This window comes from Micromonospora sp. MP36 (genome assembly GCF_008119785.1).
GTDB lineage: Bacteria > Actinomycetota > Actinomycetes > Mycobacteriales > Micromonosporaceae > Micromonospora.
The window spans coordinates 18,606-32,771 of sequence record NZ_VSFA01000041.1 but is presented as its reverse complement, the minus strand read 5'-3'; the positions used below and the strand labels follow the sequence as shown (position 1 = coordinate 32,771).

General features: G+C 74.1%; 14 protein-coding genes. 11 read left to right on the top strand and 3 right to left on the bottom strand.

The features are described 5' to 3' along the window. Positions 1 to 89 precede the first annotated feature (89 nt). The 8 genes from FXF52_RS23900 to FXF52_RS23865 all read left to right on the top strand — a co-directional run bounded on the left by FXF52_RS23900 (position 90) and on the right by FXF52_RS23865 (position 7,789). Positions 90 to 992 (top strand): carbohydrate ABC transporter permease, encoded by a 903-nt coding sequence (locus tag FXF52_RS23900; protein ID WP_148800295.1) that lies wholly within the window; start codon positions 90 to 92, stop codon positions 990 to 992. Beyond that, entirely contained in the window at positions 989 to 1,882 is an 894-nt protein-coding gene (locus tag FXF52_RS23895; RefSeq protein WP_148800293.1) for a carbohydrate ABC transporter permease, read from the top strand. Before FXF52_RS23900 ends, FXF52_RS23895 begins: the two co-directional genes overlap by 4 nt. 5 nt (positions 1,883 to 1,887) lie before the next feature. Beyond that, the gene (locus tag FXF52_RS23890; protein ID WP_222870629.1) at positions 1,888 to 2,910 is read left to right on the top strand and encodes an NAD(P)-dependent oxidoreductase; all 1,023 of its coding nucleotides are present in this window, start codon (positions 1,888 to 1,890) and stop codon (positions 2,908 to 2,910) included. A gap of 1 nt (position 2,911) precedes the next feature. Then, a complete protein-coding gene (locus tag FXF52_RS23885) occupies positions 2,912 to 3,919 on the top strand; it encodes a dihydrodipicolinate synthase family protein (RefSeq protein ID WP_148800290.1) in 1,008 nt (335 codons plus the stop codon). A gap of 34 nt (positions 3,920 to 3,953) precedes the next feature. After that, the gene (locus tag FXF52_RS23880; RefSeq protein WP_222870628.1) at positions 3,954 to 4,979 is read left to right on the top strand and encodes a hydroxyacid dehydrogenase; all 1,026 of its coding nucleotides are present in this window, start codon (positions 3,954 to 3,956) and stop codon (positions 4,977 to 4,979) included. Positions 4,980 to 5,050: 71 nt separating this feature from the next. After that, positions 5,051 to 5,890 (top strand): fumarylacetoacetate hydrolase family protein, encoded by an 840-nt coding sequence (locus tag FXF52_RS23875; protein WP_148800285.1) that lies wholly within the window; start codon positions 5,051 to 5,053, stop codon positions 5,888 to 5,890. Next, positions 5,887 to 6,825, top strand: a complete 939-nt coding sequence (locus FXF52_RS23870) for a GNAT family N-acetyltransferase (protein ID WP_148800283.1) — start codon at positions 5,887 to 5,889, stop codon at positions 6,823 to 6,825. The genes FXF52_RS23875 and FXF52_RS23870 overlap by 4 nt, the downstream gene beginning before the upstream one ends. A 112-nt stretch (positions 6,826 to 6,937) precedes the next feature. Further along, complete coding sequence (locus tag FXF52_RS23865) at positions 6,938 to 7,789, top strand: SMP-30/gluconolactonase/LRE family protein (protein WP_148800281.1); 852 nt, start codon at positions 6,938 to 6,940, stop codon at positions 7,787 to 7,789. 112 nt (positions 7,790 to 7,901) lie between these two features. Here FXF52_RS23865 and FXF52_RS23860 read toward each other — a convergent pair whose 3' ends face one another. Both FXF52_RS23860 and FXF52_RS23855 read right to left on the bottom strand, forming a co-directional pair. Further along, complete coding sequence (locus FXF52_RS23860; protein ID WP_148800279.1) at positions 7,902 to 8,606, bottom strand: response regulator transcription factor; 705 nt, start codon at positions 8,604 to 8,606, stop codon at positions 7,902 to 7,904. Next, the gene (locus tag FXF52_RS23855; RefSeq protein WP_148800277.1) at positions 8,603 to 9,733 is read right to left on the bottom strand and encodes a sensor histidine kinase; all 1,131 of its coding nucleotides are present in this window, start codon (positions 9,731 to 9,733) and stop codon (positions 8,603 to 8,605) included. The genes FXF52_RS23860 and FXF52_RS23855 overlap by 4 nt, the downstream gene beginning before the upstream one ends. 142 nt (positions 9,734 to 9,875) lie before the next feature. On the opposite strand from FXF52_RS23855, the gene FXF52_RS23850 reads away from it, so the two are divergent. The 3 genes from FXF52_RS23850 to FXF52_RS23840 are packed head-to-tail and all read left to right on the top strand — an operon-like array spanning position 9,876 to position 13,063. Further along, complete coding sequence (locus tag FXF52_RS23850; RefSeq protein ID WP_148800275.1) at positions 9,876 to 10,865, top strand: carboxymuconolactone decarboxylase family protein; 990 nt, start codon at positions 9,876 to 9,878, stop codon at positions 10,863 to 10,865. A 9-nt stretch (positions 10,866 to 10,874) separates the two neighbouring features. Beyond that, positions 10,875 to 11,327, top strand: a complete 453-nt coding sequence (locus tag FXF52_RS23845; RefSeq protein ID WP_148800273.1) for a DUF6220 domain-containing protein — start codon at positions 10,875 to 10,877, stop codon at positions 11,325 to 11,327. Beyond that, the gene (locus FXF52_RS23840; protein ID WP_148800271.1) at positions 11,324 to 13,063 is read left to right on the top strand and encodes a multicopper oxidase family protein; all 1,740 of its coding nucleotides are present in this window, start codon (positions 11,324 to 11,326) and stop codon (positions 13,061 to 13,063) included. Before FXF52_RS23845 ends, FXF52_RS23840 begins: the two co-directional genes overlap by 4 nt. A 52-nt stretch (positions 13,064 to 13,115) precedes the next feature. Here the strand turns inward: FXF52_RS23840 and FXF52_RS23835 are convergent, their stop codons facing one another. Then, positions 13,116 to 14,078, bottom strand: a complete 963-nt coding sequence (locus FXF52_RS23835; RefSeq protein ID WP_148800269.1) for an FAD-dependent oxidoreductase — start codon at positions 14,076 to 14,078, stop codon at positions 13,116 to 13,118. Positions 14,079 to 14,166: the final 88 nt, after the last annotated feature.

Here is a 14,166-nt window from a genome sequence, read left to right as displayed (position 1 = left end):
ACCGGCCCGCCGCCGCACCGCGGCGGCGGGCCGGGCACCACCACACCGGCCGCATCGGCCGATGTCGAATCTGCGAAGAGGATGGCGAGATGGCCGTACCTGCTCAGCTGCCGGCCCCGGGGGTCCGGCGGGTGATCGCCCGGCGCGAGGCACGATGGGGTCTGCTCTTCGTCCTCCCCGCGTTCCTGCTCTTCCTGGCGTTCCGCTTCGGCCCGGCGATCGCCGGGCTGTTGCTCGGGTTCATGGACTACACGATCGGCGGCGACGCCGAGTGGACCGGGCTGGAGAACGCCCGGCGGCTGGCCGACGACCCGGTGTTCTGGCAGTCGCTGCGGATCACCGTCGTCTACACCCTGCTGTACGTGCCGCTGACCGTGGCCGCCTCGGTCGGGCTGGCGCTGCTGGTCCGGCGCGCCTTCCGCGGCGTCGGCTTCTTCCGGTCGGTGTTCTTCCTGCCGGTGGTCACCAGCCTGGTGCTGGTCGCCACGATCTTCTCCTGGGTGTTCTCCTCCGGCGGCCCGTGGTCGCGGATCCTCAGCTGGGTCGGCCTGCCCGCCGACTCCTGGCTGGCCTCCAGCACCCTGGTGCTGCCGGCGCTCGCCCTGGTCGGCGTGTGGTCGCACTTCGGGTACGGCATGCTGATCGTGCTGGCCCGCCTGCAGGACCTGCCGCGGGAGCAGGAGGAGGCCGCGCTCACCGACGGCGCCGGCCCATGGCCGCGGTTCCGCTGGATCGTGCTGCCCCAGCTCAAGCCGGTGCTGTTCTTCCTGCTGGTAATCGAGACGACCGCCTCGTTCCAGGTCTTCGACCTGGTGTACGCGATGACCGGCGGCGGTCCGGCCCGCGCCAGCTACACCCTCGTCATGGCCCTGTACGACCAGGGCTTCAAGTACTTCGATCTCGGCTACGCCAGCGCGATCGGGGTGGCCCTGTTCGCGATGACCCTGGTCGTCGCGCTGATCCAGCGGCTGGCCCTCGGGAGGGACAAGTGACCGCCACGACCACCACCCCCGCACCCACCACCACGGCACCCCCGGCCCGCCGGCGGCGCTCGTACCGGGCGTTGCAGCCCGGGCCGGCCGGCACCGTGCTGCGGTACGTGCTGCTCGCCGTGGCCAGCGTGGTCACGCTGTTCCCGTTCTACGCGATGGTGGTGCTGAGCCTGAAGCCCACCGCCGCCGTCGAGTTCCCCGGCAGCCTGCTGCCCTGGCCGATCAAGTTCGACGCGTACGCGACGGTGCTCGACTCGCGGGACATCCTGCGCTGGCTGCTGAACACCACCATCTACTCGGTGGTCAGCGTCGTCGCGGTGCTGCTGCTCGCCGCGATGGCCGGGTACGCGTTCGCGAAGAAGCGCTTCCCCGGCCGGGAGGCGATGTTCTGGTCGTTCCTGGCCATGGTGATGGTGCCGTACCACGTCACCCTCATCCCGACCTTCATCCTCATCGCGAAGGTTGGCGGGGTCGACACGTACTGGGGGCTGATCCTGCCGACGCTCGCCAACGCGCAGGCCGTATTCCTGATGCGGCAGTTCATCCAGGGCCTGCCCGACGAACTGTTCGAGGCGGCGAAGATCGACGGCGCGTCGGAGTGGCGGATGTTCGTGCGGATCGTGCTGCCGCTATGCAAGCCGATCCTGGCCACCCTCGGCGTGTTCGTCTTCCTGTGGCACTGGAACGACCTGCTCTGGCCGCTGATCATCGGGCAGAGCGGGGACATGCGCACCCTCACCGTCGGCATCGCCTCCCTACAGAAGGAGCAGGTGCCGCTCAACGTCATGCTCGCCGGCTCGGTCGTCGCGTTCGTGCCGATCTTCGCCGCCTATCTCGTGGGCCAGCGGTACTTCACCGAGGGCGTCACCATGTCCGGAATCAAGGGATGAGTTCAGTGTTCAACAGTGAGTCCGAGTTGGCGGATCGCCTCGCCCGGCCGTCCGCGGCGCTCGTCGGCGACCTGGCCGACGGCTCCGGCGACCTGGTGGTACTCGGCGCCGGAGGCAAGATGGGCCCGTCGCTGTGCCGGCTGGCCCGCCGGGGGCTCGACGCCGCCGGCCGCTCCGGTGACCGGGTGTACGCCGTGTCGCGCTGGTCGGACCGGTCGGCGGCCGACGCGCTGGCCGCCGACGGGGTGGAACCGGTGCCGTTCGACCTGCTCGGCGACGGCGACCTGGCCGGGCTGCCCGACGCCGCCGACGTGGTGTTCATGGTGGGCGCGAAGTTCGGCACCTCCAGCGCCCCGTACCTGGCCTGGATGGTCAACGCGGTGCTGCCCGCCGCGGTGGCCCGCCGCTACCCGGCCGCTCGGACCGCCGTGTTCTCCACCGGCAACGTGTACCCGATGGTGCCGGTGGCCTCCGGCGGCTGCGTGGAGACCGACCCGCCCGGCCCGGTCGGCGACTACGCGATGAGCTGCCTCGGCCGGGAACAGGTCTTCGCGCACGCCGCCGCCACCCGAGGCACCCCGGTCGCGGTGCTCCGGCTCAACTACGCGGTCGACCTGCGCTACGGGGTGCTCGCCGACATCGGTCAGGCGGTGCTGGCCGGCGAGCCGGTCGACGTCACCACCGGCCACGTCAACGTGGTCTGGCAGGGATACGCCAACGAGGTGGCGCTGCGCTCGCTGGGGCACGCCTGCGCCGGCGTGTTCACCCTGAACCTGACCGGCCCGGAGACCGCCCCGGTGCGCCGGATCGCCGCCCGGATCGGCGAACGCCTCGGCAAGCCCGTCACGTACGCCGGCACCGAGGCGCCGACGGCACTGCTCAACGACGCGACCCGCTGCCACGCGCTGTTCGGCTACCCGGACGTGCCACTGGGCACGCTGATCGACTGGCAGGCCGACTGGCTGGCCGCCGGCCTGCCCACCGCCGGCAAGCCCACCAGGTTCGCCGTCCGCGACGGGAGGTTCTGAGATGTCCCTGGACCTGCTACGCGACGGGACCGTCATCCCCGCGCACCCGCTCGCGCTGTCCGCCGACCGGCGCCTCGACGAGCGGCGGCAGCGGGCGCTGACCCGCTACTACCTGGCCGCCGGGGCCGGCGGGCTCGCCGTCGGCGTGCACACCACCCAGTTCGCCATCCGCGAGGCGGGCCTGCTGCGGCCGGTGCTCGCCCTGGCTGCGGAGACCGTCGACGCCGAGGCCCGCCGACCGGTGGTGAAGGTCGCCGGGGCCTGCGGCGACACCGCCCAGGCCGTCGCCGAGGCCGAACTGGCCGCCTCGCTGGGCTACCACGCCGTGCTGCTGTCCCCCGTCGTGCCCGGCGCCGACGAGGCGTACCTGCTGGACCGGGCGCGGGCGGTCGGCGAGGTGCTGCCGGTGATCGGCTTCTACCTCCAGCCGGCCATCGGAGGCCCACGCCTGTCGACCGCGTTCTGGCGGGCGTTCGCCGACCTGCCATCGGTGGTCGCGGTGAAGCTCGCCCCGTTCGACCGGTACCGCACTCTCGAGGCGGTGCGCGGCATCGCCGCCGCCGACCGGGCCGCCGAGGTGGCGCTGTACACCGGCAACGACGACCACATCCTCGGCGACCTGCTCGGCGAGTTCACCGGCCGCCGCTTCGTCGGCGGGCTGCTCGGCCAGTGGGCGGTGTGGACCCGCGCGGCGGTGGCGCTGTTCGACCGGGCCCGGGCGGCCCGGGCCGGCGATCCGGCGGCGCTGGCGGAGCTGACCGACCGGGCAGAGGCGGTCACGGACGCGAACGCCGCGGTGTTCGACGCCGCGAACGGGTTTCACGGCTGCATCGCCGGGGTGCACGAGGTGCTGCGCCGGCAGGGGCTGCTCGACGGGGTGTGGTGCCTCGACCCGGCCGAAGGGCTGTCGCCCGGCCAGGCCGAGGAGCTGACCCGGGTGACCACCGCCTACCCGTGGCTGACCGACGACGACTTCGTCGCGGAGCATCGCGATGACTGGCTCCGGTGAGCCGCCACCCGGGGCCGGCGAACCCGGTCCGCCGATGACCACGCTCCCCGGCGGGTACCGTCCGGTCACCGTGGTGTCCGTATCCGCCGCGCTGCGCGCCCAGTTCTTTCCGGACCGAATCGGCGACCGGCTGACCACGCTCACCGACGCCACGCTGATCGACGATCACGCGGCACTCACCCGTGACGGCCTGGCACCGCTGCTGGCCCGGGCCGAGGTGCTGGTGACCTCCTGGGGTGTCCCTCGCCTCGACGCGGCCCTGCTGGACCGCGCCCCGGCGCTCCGGCTGGTCGCGCACACCGGCGCCTCGGTCAAACCGTTCGTGACCCCCGAGCTGTTCGCCCGTGGCATCACGGTCACCCAGGCGGGGCAGGGCATGGCCCGGTCGGTGGCCGAGGTCGCCCTCGCGTTCACCCTGGCCCTGCTGCACCAGACGCCCCGCTTCGACCACGCGCTCCACACCGGCACGAGCTGGCGCCAGGCGGAACAGGCGCCACCTCGGCACGAGATCCTCGGCTGCCCGGTCGGCGTCGTCGGCGCGTCCCGCACCGGGCGGGCGTACCTGGAGCTGGTCCGCGCCCTGGGCGCGGAGGTCAGCGTGTACGACCCGACCCTCGCCGCCGCGGACGCCGCCGCGCTCGGCGCCCGGCTGGTCAGCCTGGACGAGCTGCTCGCCGGCAGCCGCATCGTCGCGCTGCACGCGCCGACCCTGCCGGAAACCCGGCACCTGCTCGGCGCCCGCGAGCTGGCGCTGCTACCCGACGGCGCCGGGCTGGTCAACACCGCCCGGTCCTGGCTGGTCGACGAGGCGGCGCTGGTCGCGGAGCTGTCCGGCGGCCGGATCGACGCCGCGCTGGACGTCTACGACGAGGAGCCGCTACCCACCGGCCACCCGCTGCGGGCGCTGCCCAACGTGCTGCTCACCCCGCACCAGGCCGCCGGCACCGTGCAGGGCCGCCGGCGGCAGGGCGAGATCGTCGTCGACGAGATCGCCCGGTACGTGGCCGGTCGGCCCCTCGCGCACGCGGTGACCCCGGAGCTGCTCACCCGGACGGGCTGACGCCGCCAACCCTCGTCCGTAATCGACTCGGGGCCCACCGACGGGCCCCACCCACCCCTGGAGAGGACACCATGAAGTTCATGCGGATCGGCCCGGTCGGTGCCGAACGGCCGGTGCTGTTCGACGGCACCAGCTACTTCGACCTGAGCGGAGTCACCGCCGACATCGACGCGGCGTTCCTCGCCGCGGATCCCGTCGAACGGGTCCGGGCCGCCGGGCCGCTGCCCGAACTCGACGTGACCGGAGAGCGGATCGGCGCCCCGATCGCCCGGCCCGGCGCGGTGCTGTGCATCGGGCAGAACTACAGCGCGCACGCCGCCGAGTCCGGGGTCGCCCCGCCCGAGCGGCCGATCCTGTTCCACAAGTCGCCGAACACCGTGGTCGGCCCGTACGACCAGGTGCTGATCCCGCGCGGTTCGACGAAGACCGACTGGGAGGTCGAGCTGGCCGTGGTGATCGGGAAGCGGGCCCGCTACCTCGACTCCCCCGCTGAGGCCCTCGCCCATGTGGCGGGGTACGCGGTCACCAACGACGTGTCCGAACGGGACTACCAGTTCGCCGACCCCGGCGGCCAGTGGTCCAAGGGCAAGTCGTGCGAGACCTTCAACCCCCTCGGCCCGTGGCTGGTCACGCCGGACGAGGCGGGCGACCCGCAGGCGCTCCGGCTGCGCTCGTGGGTCAATGGCGAGCCGCGGCAGGACTCCCGCACCGCCGACATGATCTTCGACGTGGCGTACCTGATCTGGCACCTGTCCCAGTTCACCGTGCTGGACCCGGGTGACGTCCTCAACACCGGCACCCCGCAGGGCGTGGCGCTGTCCGGCCGGTTCCCCTACCTGGCGGCCGGCGACGTGATGGAGGTGGAGATCGACGGGCTCGGCCGGCAGCGCAACCTGCTCGCGCCGGCGTGACCGCCCCGGTCGAGTACCGGCCGGCCACGCCGGCGGACGTACCGTCGCTCTACGCCACGTGGCACGAGGCGTTCCCCGACGCGCACGTGACCGAGCTCTACGCCCGCGACCCCGGCCGCTTCCCGCGCACCTTCGTGGCGGTGGAGGCCGGGGCGGTCGTCGCCGCCGTCTACTACCTGCCCCGCCGGGTACGTAACGCCGCCGGCGGCGTCGACCTGGTCGGCGGCGTCGCCAACGTGGCCACCCGGGTCCGGGCGCGGGGCCGGGGTCACATCCGCCGCCTGCTCGACCTGGCCGGCACGGCGATGGCCGCGGACGGCTGCGCCTGGTCGTTGCTGTTCACCGGCACACCCGGCGTCTACCTGTCCAGCGGCTACCGCCCGTTCACCCTCCACTACCCGAGCGGTCGACCGGCGGCAGCCACCCCGCCGCCGCGGGGCTGGACCGTCCAGCCGGAATCCGAGGTGGACTGGGCGGAGCTCGCCCCGGTGCACGCGGCGTTCAACGCCCACCGGCCGCTCAGCACGGTCCGGGACGCCGCCGACTGGGGGCTGCGGGTCCCGGTGTGGTACGCCCCGCCCGCCCAGGTGCTGGTTGCCCGGCACGACGGCCGGACAGCGGGCTACCTGGTCGCGCAGTGGGATCCGGGACACGTCCGGGTGCTCGAGGTCGCCACCTGGCCGGACCGGCCGGACGCCCTACGCGCCCTGTTCAGCGCCGTGGCTCGCACCGCCGCCGACCGCGGTGTACGGCACTGTGCGGCCCGGCTGCCCGCCGACCCGGCGATCGAGGCAGCGCTGCCGAGCCTCCTGACCGACCCGGTGGCGGAGACCGACGCCACCGGCATGGTCCGGCCGATCCACGCGGCGCCCGACCACCTGGCCGCGATCACCGAGGCGCCCGGGGCCTTCCACTGGCCGGCCGACTACCTGTGAGGCGCGTCCGGGTGTCGACCAGGGCGACCACCGGCTGACCGGCCGCAGCACGGATGGTGTGCGATGTGGTGGGGCGAGCAGGCCACCACACGCTCGACCCGAAGGAGGTTCGATGCTCGCGGAGCAGGTCACCCCGCCGATCGCCGGACACGGGGAAGGGCCGGTGTGGTGCCCCGAAGACCAGCAGGTGCTCTGGGTCGACATGCTGGTCGGCGACATCCTGGCGCTGGACCCGGTCACCGGGGCGATCACCCGCCGGCACGTCGCTCCGGTGGTCGCGGCCGTGCGCCCGCGCTCCGGCGGTGGACTGGTCGCAGCCGTCGAGCGGGGCTTCGCGCTGCTCAGGGGCGACTCGGTGGAGCTGCTGCCCGAGATCTGGTCGGATCCGTCGGTCCGAATGAACGACGGCGGGTGCGACCCGCTCGGGCGCTTCTACTGCGGCTCCATGGCCTACGACGCCGCGCCGGGCCGGGCCGCGCTGCACCGGCTCAGCCCCGGCGGCGCGGTCGAGACGGTGCTCACCGGGCTCACCGTCTCCAACGGGTTGGCCTGGACCCGGGACGGCCGAACCGCCTGGTACGTCGACTCGGCCACCCACCGGATCGACACCTTCGCCTTTGACCTGAGCACCGGCGAGTTGCAGGACCGACGGCCAGGGGTAGCGGTGCCGCCCGACGCGGGCACGCCGGACGGACTGTGCGTCGACGTCGAGGGCGGCGTCTGGGTCGCGCTGTGGAACGGGGCCGCCGTCCACCGATACGCGCCGGACGGGCGTCTCACCGCCGTCGTGGAGCTGCCGGTCCGGCGCCCCACCGCATGCGCGTTCGGCGGCCCGGACCACGCCGACCTCTACATCACGACCTCCCGTCAGGGCCTGCCGGCCGAGGACCGCTCCCCGGCGGGGGCACTGTTCCGGATCCGACCGGAGGTGCCCGGGTTCCCCGATCACACCTTCGCGGGCTGAGCGCCCCTGCAGTGGGCATTCACGGCGGCGCATGGCCTCCGTCGGGTGTCCTGCCTGCGGCGGGTTCGCGCCGGCAGTGGCGGCGTTGTCGGCCGCGCATGGCGAGGTGGTGTCACCGGCGGCGCGGCGTGATCAGCCCCGACTCGTACGCCCACACGACCAGCTGGGCACGGTCGCGGCAGTGCAGCTTGGTCATCGCACGGTTGACGTGTGTCTTGGCGGTCAACGGGCTGATCACCATGCTCTCGGCGATCTCGTCGTTGCTCAGCCCCCGGGCGACGAGCTCGACGACCTCCTGTTCGCGGGCGGTCAGCACGCCGCGGCCGGCCGCCGGGTCGGCCGGCGGGGGGCCAGCGACGAACTCGCTGATGAGCGTACGGGTGACCGCCGGGGAGAGCAGCGCGTCACCGCGAGCCACGACGGCGACGGCCTGCAGCAGGTCGGCGGGGTCGGCGTCCTTGAGGAGGAACCCGCTGGCGCCCGCGCGGAGTGCGGCGAAGACGTGCGAGTCGAGCCCGTAGTTGGTGAGGATGAGGACGCGGACCGCGGCGAGGTCGGGATCGGCGGCGATGCGCCGGGTGGCTTCGATGCCGTCGAGTCCCGGCATCTGCACGTCCATCAGCACGACGTCCGGTCGCAGGCGTCGCGACAGCTGCACGGCCGCAGCGCCGTCGGCGGCTTCGCCGACGACCGCCAGGTCGTCCTCGGCGTCGAGCAACGCCCGGAAGCCGGCCCGCATCAGGGCCTGGTCGTCGGCGAGCAGGACCCGGATCGCGGCGGACTGCGCTGGTGGGACCTCGGGCAAGCGCTCGCTCATGCCGGACCGTCCAGCGGGAACGTGGCCCGTACCGCGAACCCGCCGCCGTCGCGGGCGTCGGCGTGCAGCGCGCCACCCAGTCCGGTGACCCGTTCCCGCATGCCGCGCAGGCCCACACCCGGGATCACCGGCCGGACCGGCGACGCCCGGCCGTCGTCGGTCACCGAGACGGTCAGCTGTGCCGGGGCGTACGCGACGTGGATCTGGGCGGTGGCGGGGCCGGCGTGGCGGGCGACGTTGGTCAGGGCCTCCTGGACGACGCGATACCCGGCCTGGTCGACCTCGGCGGGCAGGTCCCGGGGCTGACCGGTGACGGTCACGTGCACCGGTACGCCGGCCGCCCGGGTCCGCTCGGCGAGCTCGCCCACCCGGGCCAGCCCGACCCGGTCCCCGTCGGAGGGTGAGCGCAGGACGTCCAGCGTGGCCCGCAGTTCCCGCATCGCGGCGCCGCTGGCCTCCTGGATCGCCAGCAGCGCGGCCGACGGTTCCTCGCCGTGCTTGCGGGCCAGGTGCACGGCGATCCCCGCCTGCACCTTGATCACCGAGATGCTGTGGGTCAGCGAGTCGTGCAGATCCCGGGCGATGCGCAGGCGCTCCTCCCCGGCGCGGCGCAACGCCATCTCCTCGCGGGTGCGTTCGGCGTCGATCGCCCGCTGCTCGACCTGTGCCAGGTAAGCCCGGCGCTGCCCGGCGACGAGCCCGGCGACGTTGGCCGCCACGAACCAGCCCAGCAGCAGGGCGGTCCGTTCGGCGATCAGCTGGCCGGGCCGGCCGGCGGGCGCGACCGAGATGTCGCGGGCCAGGAAGGCACCGAGGAAGACGAGGCTGGCCAGGGCGGCGACCGATCGGCGCCCCCGCCACGCGGCGACGTAGACCACGCCGAGGACGGGGAACGCGGCGGACACCCCGGGGTGCACCCGGACGTGGACGGCCAGCATGGCGGCGGTCACCACGCCCAACGCCACCACCGGGTACCGCCGGCACGCCGCCACGGCCACCGCCATGACCAGGACCAGGGCCACGTCGATCGCCCGCACCGTTCCAGCGTCCGGCGCGAGCGCGGCGTTGCCGAGCAGGAGGACGCCGAGGGCGAGGCCGCTGAGGGCGTACGGCAGATCGCGGCGCATGAGCGAACTGTAGAACGGCCGCCATCGGGGAGCGTCCCGCGCCTGCGGTAGTTGAGGCGTACTGCGGACGCGGTATCGGTGGCCGGGCGAGTGCCTGCGGCGGCACGACGTTTTCCCGGCCCGCCGCGGCGAGCATCGAGCCATGACATACCGCTTCTTCACTCCCGCGAAGGCGTCGGCGGCGACCGGTCTCACCGCGGAGGTCTACCGGCAGCTGCGGGACGAGTTCCTCGGGCCGGCGCCCACCTTCCAGGCGCTCTCGGCCGTGCCGCAGGTGCTGGCCGCGACCTGGGCGCTGATGCGCGAGGCCCTGCTCGCCGGGGACACGTCCCGGGTCGACCGCGAGCTCGTCGCGGCGGCGGTGTCCCGGGCCAACCGCTGCCGGTTCTGCGTCGACGCCCACGTGATGCTGCTGCACGCACTAGGCGAGCACGAGCTGGCCGAGGTCGTCGCCCGGGGCGGGACCCCACCGGAGCCGAGGCACGCCGAGCTCGTCCGCTGGGCCGAGGCCAGCCGCAGCCCCGGAGCCGCTGAGTGGACCAGCCCGTACCGGCCCGAGGTCACCGGCACCCTGCTCGCCTTCCACTTCATCAACCGGATCGTCTCGGCGCTGCTCGATCCGGATCTGCTGCCCGGCGGCCTGCAGCGCTCCCCGGTGGTGCGGTCCGTCGGGGGCCGGCTCTACGCCAGGACGGCCCGGGAGCCAAAGGAGCCCGGCCGCAGCCTGCCACTCCTCGACGCCGGCCCGACGGCGCCGCCGGCGTGGGCCGGGGACAGCCCGGTCGGCGTCGCGTACGCGTCGTTGAGGACGGCCGCCATGCAGGGCGCAGACCTCCTGGGCGACGTGGCGCACCGGATCGTCACGGCCACCGTGTGCTGGGAGGACGGGCGGCACCCGGCCCAGCCCGCGCAGTGGGCCGCCGATCTGATCCGGGACCTGCCCGGCGCGGACCGGGTCGGGACGCGGATCGCGCTGCTGGCGGCGTTCGCGCCCAGCGCGATCCGCGCCGGCGACGTCGCCCTGTGGCGGCTGTCCCATCCGGACGACGCCGACCTCGTGCGGCTGGTCGCGTACGGCGCGATCACGGCCACCGATCACGTCGCCCAGGCCCTGTCCCCGGCTCATCTCTAGGAGGTCACCATGCGCAAGGCCCTCGTCATCGTCACCACTGTGCTGCTGGTCGCGTTCGTCCTGCAGTTCGTCTTCGCCGCCGTCGGCGCGTTCACCAGACCCGCAGGCGACGGCGCGTACGCCCTGCACAGCGTCACCGGGATGGCGGTCATCCCCGCTCTCACCCTGCTCACCACCCTGTTCGCCGTGCTGGCCAAGGCACCGGGCCGGCTCATCGGACTGGCGATCCTGCCGCTCGGCCTCGTCGTCGTGCAGGGGCTCATCGCGATGCTCGCGAACGCGTCCACCGACGCCGCGGGCGCCAGCACCCCGTTCGGCCTGACCATCGCCGGGCTGCACGCGCTCAACGGAATCATCGCGGTGCACGTCGTGGTCAGCGTTCACCAGGCGGCGCGAAAGCTGGCCCACCCGGTGCCGGCCGACACCACCCCGGTGACCGTCCGGGAAGGCGAGCCGGCATGACCGTCGGCTCGCTGCTCGCGGCCGACCTGGTGATCGCGGTCCTCGCGGCCGCCGGGTGGCTGGGCGGCGGCGCCGCCTCGGCCGCCCGGCGCCGTCCGCTCGCGCGGGGACTGGCCGCCGTCGCGTTGCTCGCCACGGTCGTCCGCGCGATCACGATCACCGCCCTCGCCCGCGCCGGCTGGTGGTTCGCGGCGGAGAAGGTCCTCATCGCCGCCCCACTGTCGCTCGCGGCGGTGCTTGTCGCCGGGCCGCGGCTGCTGCGGACCCCGGGCGACCCCCGGTCCGTCGCGGTCCCGCTTCTCTTCGCCGGGTACGCCAACAGCGCCGCCCTGCTCGTGACGGTCCTGCACGGCTATCCGGCGTCGGCGGGCGCGGGACTGCTCGCGGTCGCCGGGGTCGTCACGGCGACCGCGGTCTCGTGGCGGGCCCTGAACGCGCGCCCGTCCCGGGCGGTGTCCCGGGCGGCCCTCGTGGTGGCGGTCGCGGCGCTGGTGACCGGCACCGGGCTGGCCGCCACCCCGGCCGCTGCTCCCGCCGTACCGCATGATCATGAATATCGGGAGGCGCGGACCGTCGGCGAACCGACCAGGCGGTTCACCCTGACGGCCGGGACCGCCACGGTGAGCGTGAGCGGCCGTGACGTCGCGGCGTGGGCGTTCAACGGGCAGGTCCCCGGGCCGGAACTGACCGCCACTGTCGGCGACGTCCTGGAGGTGACGCTGCGCAACCGGGACATCGCGCGCGGCGTCACGCTGCACTGGCACGGGTACGACGTGCCGAACAGCCAGGACGGGGTGCCCGGCGTGACGCAGGCGGCGGTGCTGCCCGGCCAGGAGTTCGTCTACCGGTTCCGCGCCGACCAGGCCGGGACGTACTGGTACCACACGCATGCGGTGTCCGACGTCGGCGTGCGGAAGGGGCTCTACGGTGTGCTGGTGGTGCGCCCGGCGCCGGTGACCGGCGTCGACGTCACGGTGCCGGTGCACACCCTTTCCGGCCTTCCACTGCCCGCACCGAGAACGGAGCCGGTCGAGGCGGGGACGCCCGTGCGGCTGCGGCTGGTCAACACCGACAGCACGACGCACCGGTACGCCCTGGCCGGAGCCCCGTTCCAGGTCGCCGCGATCGACGGATCCGACCTGCAGGGCCCGACCTCGCTCGTGGACACCGCCGTGCTGATCCCGGCCGGGGGACGCTACGACCTGGTGTTCACCGCGCCCGCCACACCGGTGGCGCTGTTCGTCGACGGACGGGCGGTCTACTCGACCGGACCGGTGGCGACGGCGACCGGCGCGTGGCCAGTGCTGGATCCGCTCACCTACGGCGCCGCTTCCCCGGCGCCGTGGTCCCGATTCGACCGGGAGTTCACCCTCGTCCTCGACCGCGGCCTCGACCTGCACGGACTGCTTCCGCGATACGCCCACACCGTCAACGGCGCGGCCGACCCGGACATCCCGCCCCAGGTCGTACGCCCCGGCGACATCGTCAGGTTCACGATCGTGAACCGATCGCTGGTGGTGCACCCGTGGCATCTGCACGGCCATCACGTCCTGGTGCTGTCCCGCAACGGAGAGCCGGCGACCGGGAGCCCCTTGTGGCTCGACTCCTTCGACGTACGCCCCGGCGACGTCTGGGTGGTGGCGTTCCGGGCCGACAACCCCGGAATGTGGGCCAACCACTGCCACAACCTGGCGCACGCCGACGCCGGGATGACGCTGCACCTCATGTACTCGTGACTCTCCGCTGCGGTGGGCCGGCCGCCGACCCCGCGGTTGCGGGCAGGCCCGGTCAGCCACCCAGGGCGAGGTCCGCCCCCTCGGCGGCGCACCCCCAGGACAGGGTGACTCCCGCCCCGCCGTGGCCGTACGCGTGCACGAGCCGGCTCCCGGATGGGCCGGCCGGGTCCGGGTCCACCTCGACCCGAGGGCCGCCGTGCCGGCCCGGGCGCAGCCCGATCCGCTCGCCGAGCACCGGCGCGTCGGCCAGCGCCGGCACCAACGCAACGCAACGCCGCCGGATCGCGGCCGCGGTGGCCGGATCGGGCGCGGTGTGCCCCACCCCCGGCTGGTACGTGCCGCCGAGCACCACGTCGTGCCGGCGCGGGTGCACGTACGTGAGCCCGGCCGGGTCGTCCTCGTCGCGCACCGAGGCGGTCAGGCCCGGGTTCGCCACCAGCACCAGATGCCCGCGCACCGGGTGCACGGCCGGGTCGGCGGCGAGCTGGCCGGCGGCCAGCCCCGTCGCGTTGACGACCGTCGGCGCGGTCTCGAACGCGTCGGCGAGCCTTCGCACCCGGCGGCGCAGCACCCGCCCGCCGCCGGCCTCCAGCCGCTGCCGCAGCCAGGTCAGGTACGGAGTCATCTCCACCGTCGGCGCGGTGAACCGCAGCAGCGCCGTGTACGGCGGCCGCGCCGCGTCGGCCGCCAGGTCCTCGCACACCTCCGCCCACCACGGCGGTCCGGCGTACGGGTGGCGCAGCAGCATCCGGGTCGGCCGGTCGACCACCCCCGGCACGCCGTCCGCCGCCTGGCGGCCCAGCTCCGTGTACGTCTCCCGCGCCCAGCGCAGCACTCGCGGGTCCTGGTCGGTGTGGCTCGGATACCACACCGCGGCGGCCACCGTGGACACCGTGTCCGCCGGCTCGTCGGCGGCGAGCACGGTCACTCGCGCCCCCCGCTGCTGGAGGGTGACCGCCACCGTCATCCCGATGACCCCGCCCCCGACCACCACCACGTCTGTCGCTGCCGTCATCGTCCGCTCCCCTCGCTGGTGCCGTTGGTTTCGGATCCTCACCGTCCCGACGGACCGCCGTCCAAGACGAATCGGGCAGCCGGCGATA

What these genes read in the sequence shown, in the direction of transcription:
- FXF52_RS23900 (WP_148800295.1), top strand. Translation starts at nt 90, where the DNA reads ATGGCCGTACCTGCTCAGCTGCCGGCCCCGGGGGTCCGGCGGGTGATC.
- FXF52_RS23885 (WP_148800290.1), top strand. Translation starts at nt 2,912, where the DNA reads ATGTCCCTGGACCTGCTACGCGACGGGACCGTCATCCCCGCGCACCCG.
- FXF52_RS23880 (WP_222870628.1), top strand. Translation starts at nt 3,954, where the DNA reads ATGACCACGCTCCCCGGCGGGTACCGTCCGGTCACCGTGGTGTCCGTA.
- FXF52_RS23875 (WP_148800285.1), top strand. Translation starts at nt 5,051, where the DNA reads ATGAAGTTCATGCGGATCGGCCCGGTCGGTGCCGAACGGCCGGTGCTG.
- FXF52_RS23865 (WP_148800281.1), top strand. Translation starts at nt 6,938, where the DNA reads ATGCTCGCGGAGCAGGTCACCCCGCCGATCGCCGGACACGGGGAAGGG.
- FXF52_RS23860 (WP_148800279.1), bottom strand. Translation starts at nt 8,606, where the DNA reads ATGAGCGAGCGCTTGCCCGAGGTCCCACCAGCGCAGTCCGCCGCGATC.
- FXF52_RS23855 (WP_148800277.1), bottom strand. Translation starts at nt 9,733, where the DNA reads ATGCGCCGCGATCTGCCGTACGCCCTCAGCGGCCTCGCCCTCGGCGTC.
- FXF52_RS23850 (WP_148800275.1), top strand. Translation starts at nt 9,876, where the DNA reads ATGACATACCGCTTCTTCACTCCCGCGAAGGCGTCGGCGGCGACCGGT.
- FXF52_RS23845 (WP_148800273.1), top strand. Translation starts at nt 10,875, where the DNA reads ATGCGCAAGGCCCTCGTCATCGTCACCACTGTGCTGCTGGTCGCGTTC.
- FXF52_RS23840 (WP_148800271.1), top strand. Translation starts at nt 11,324, where the DNA reads ATGACCGTCGGCTCGCTGCTCGCGGCCGACCTGGTGATCGCGGTCCTC.
- FXF52_RS23835 (WP_148800269.1), bottom strand. Translation starts at nt 14,078, where the DNA reads ATGACGGCAGCGACAGACGTGGTGGTGGTCGGGGGCGGGGTCATCGGG.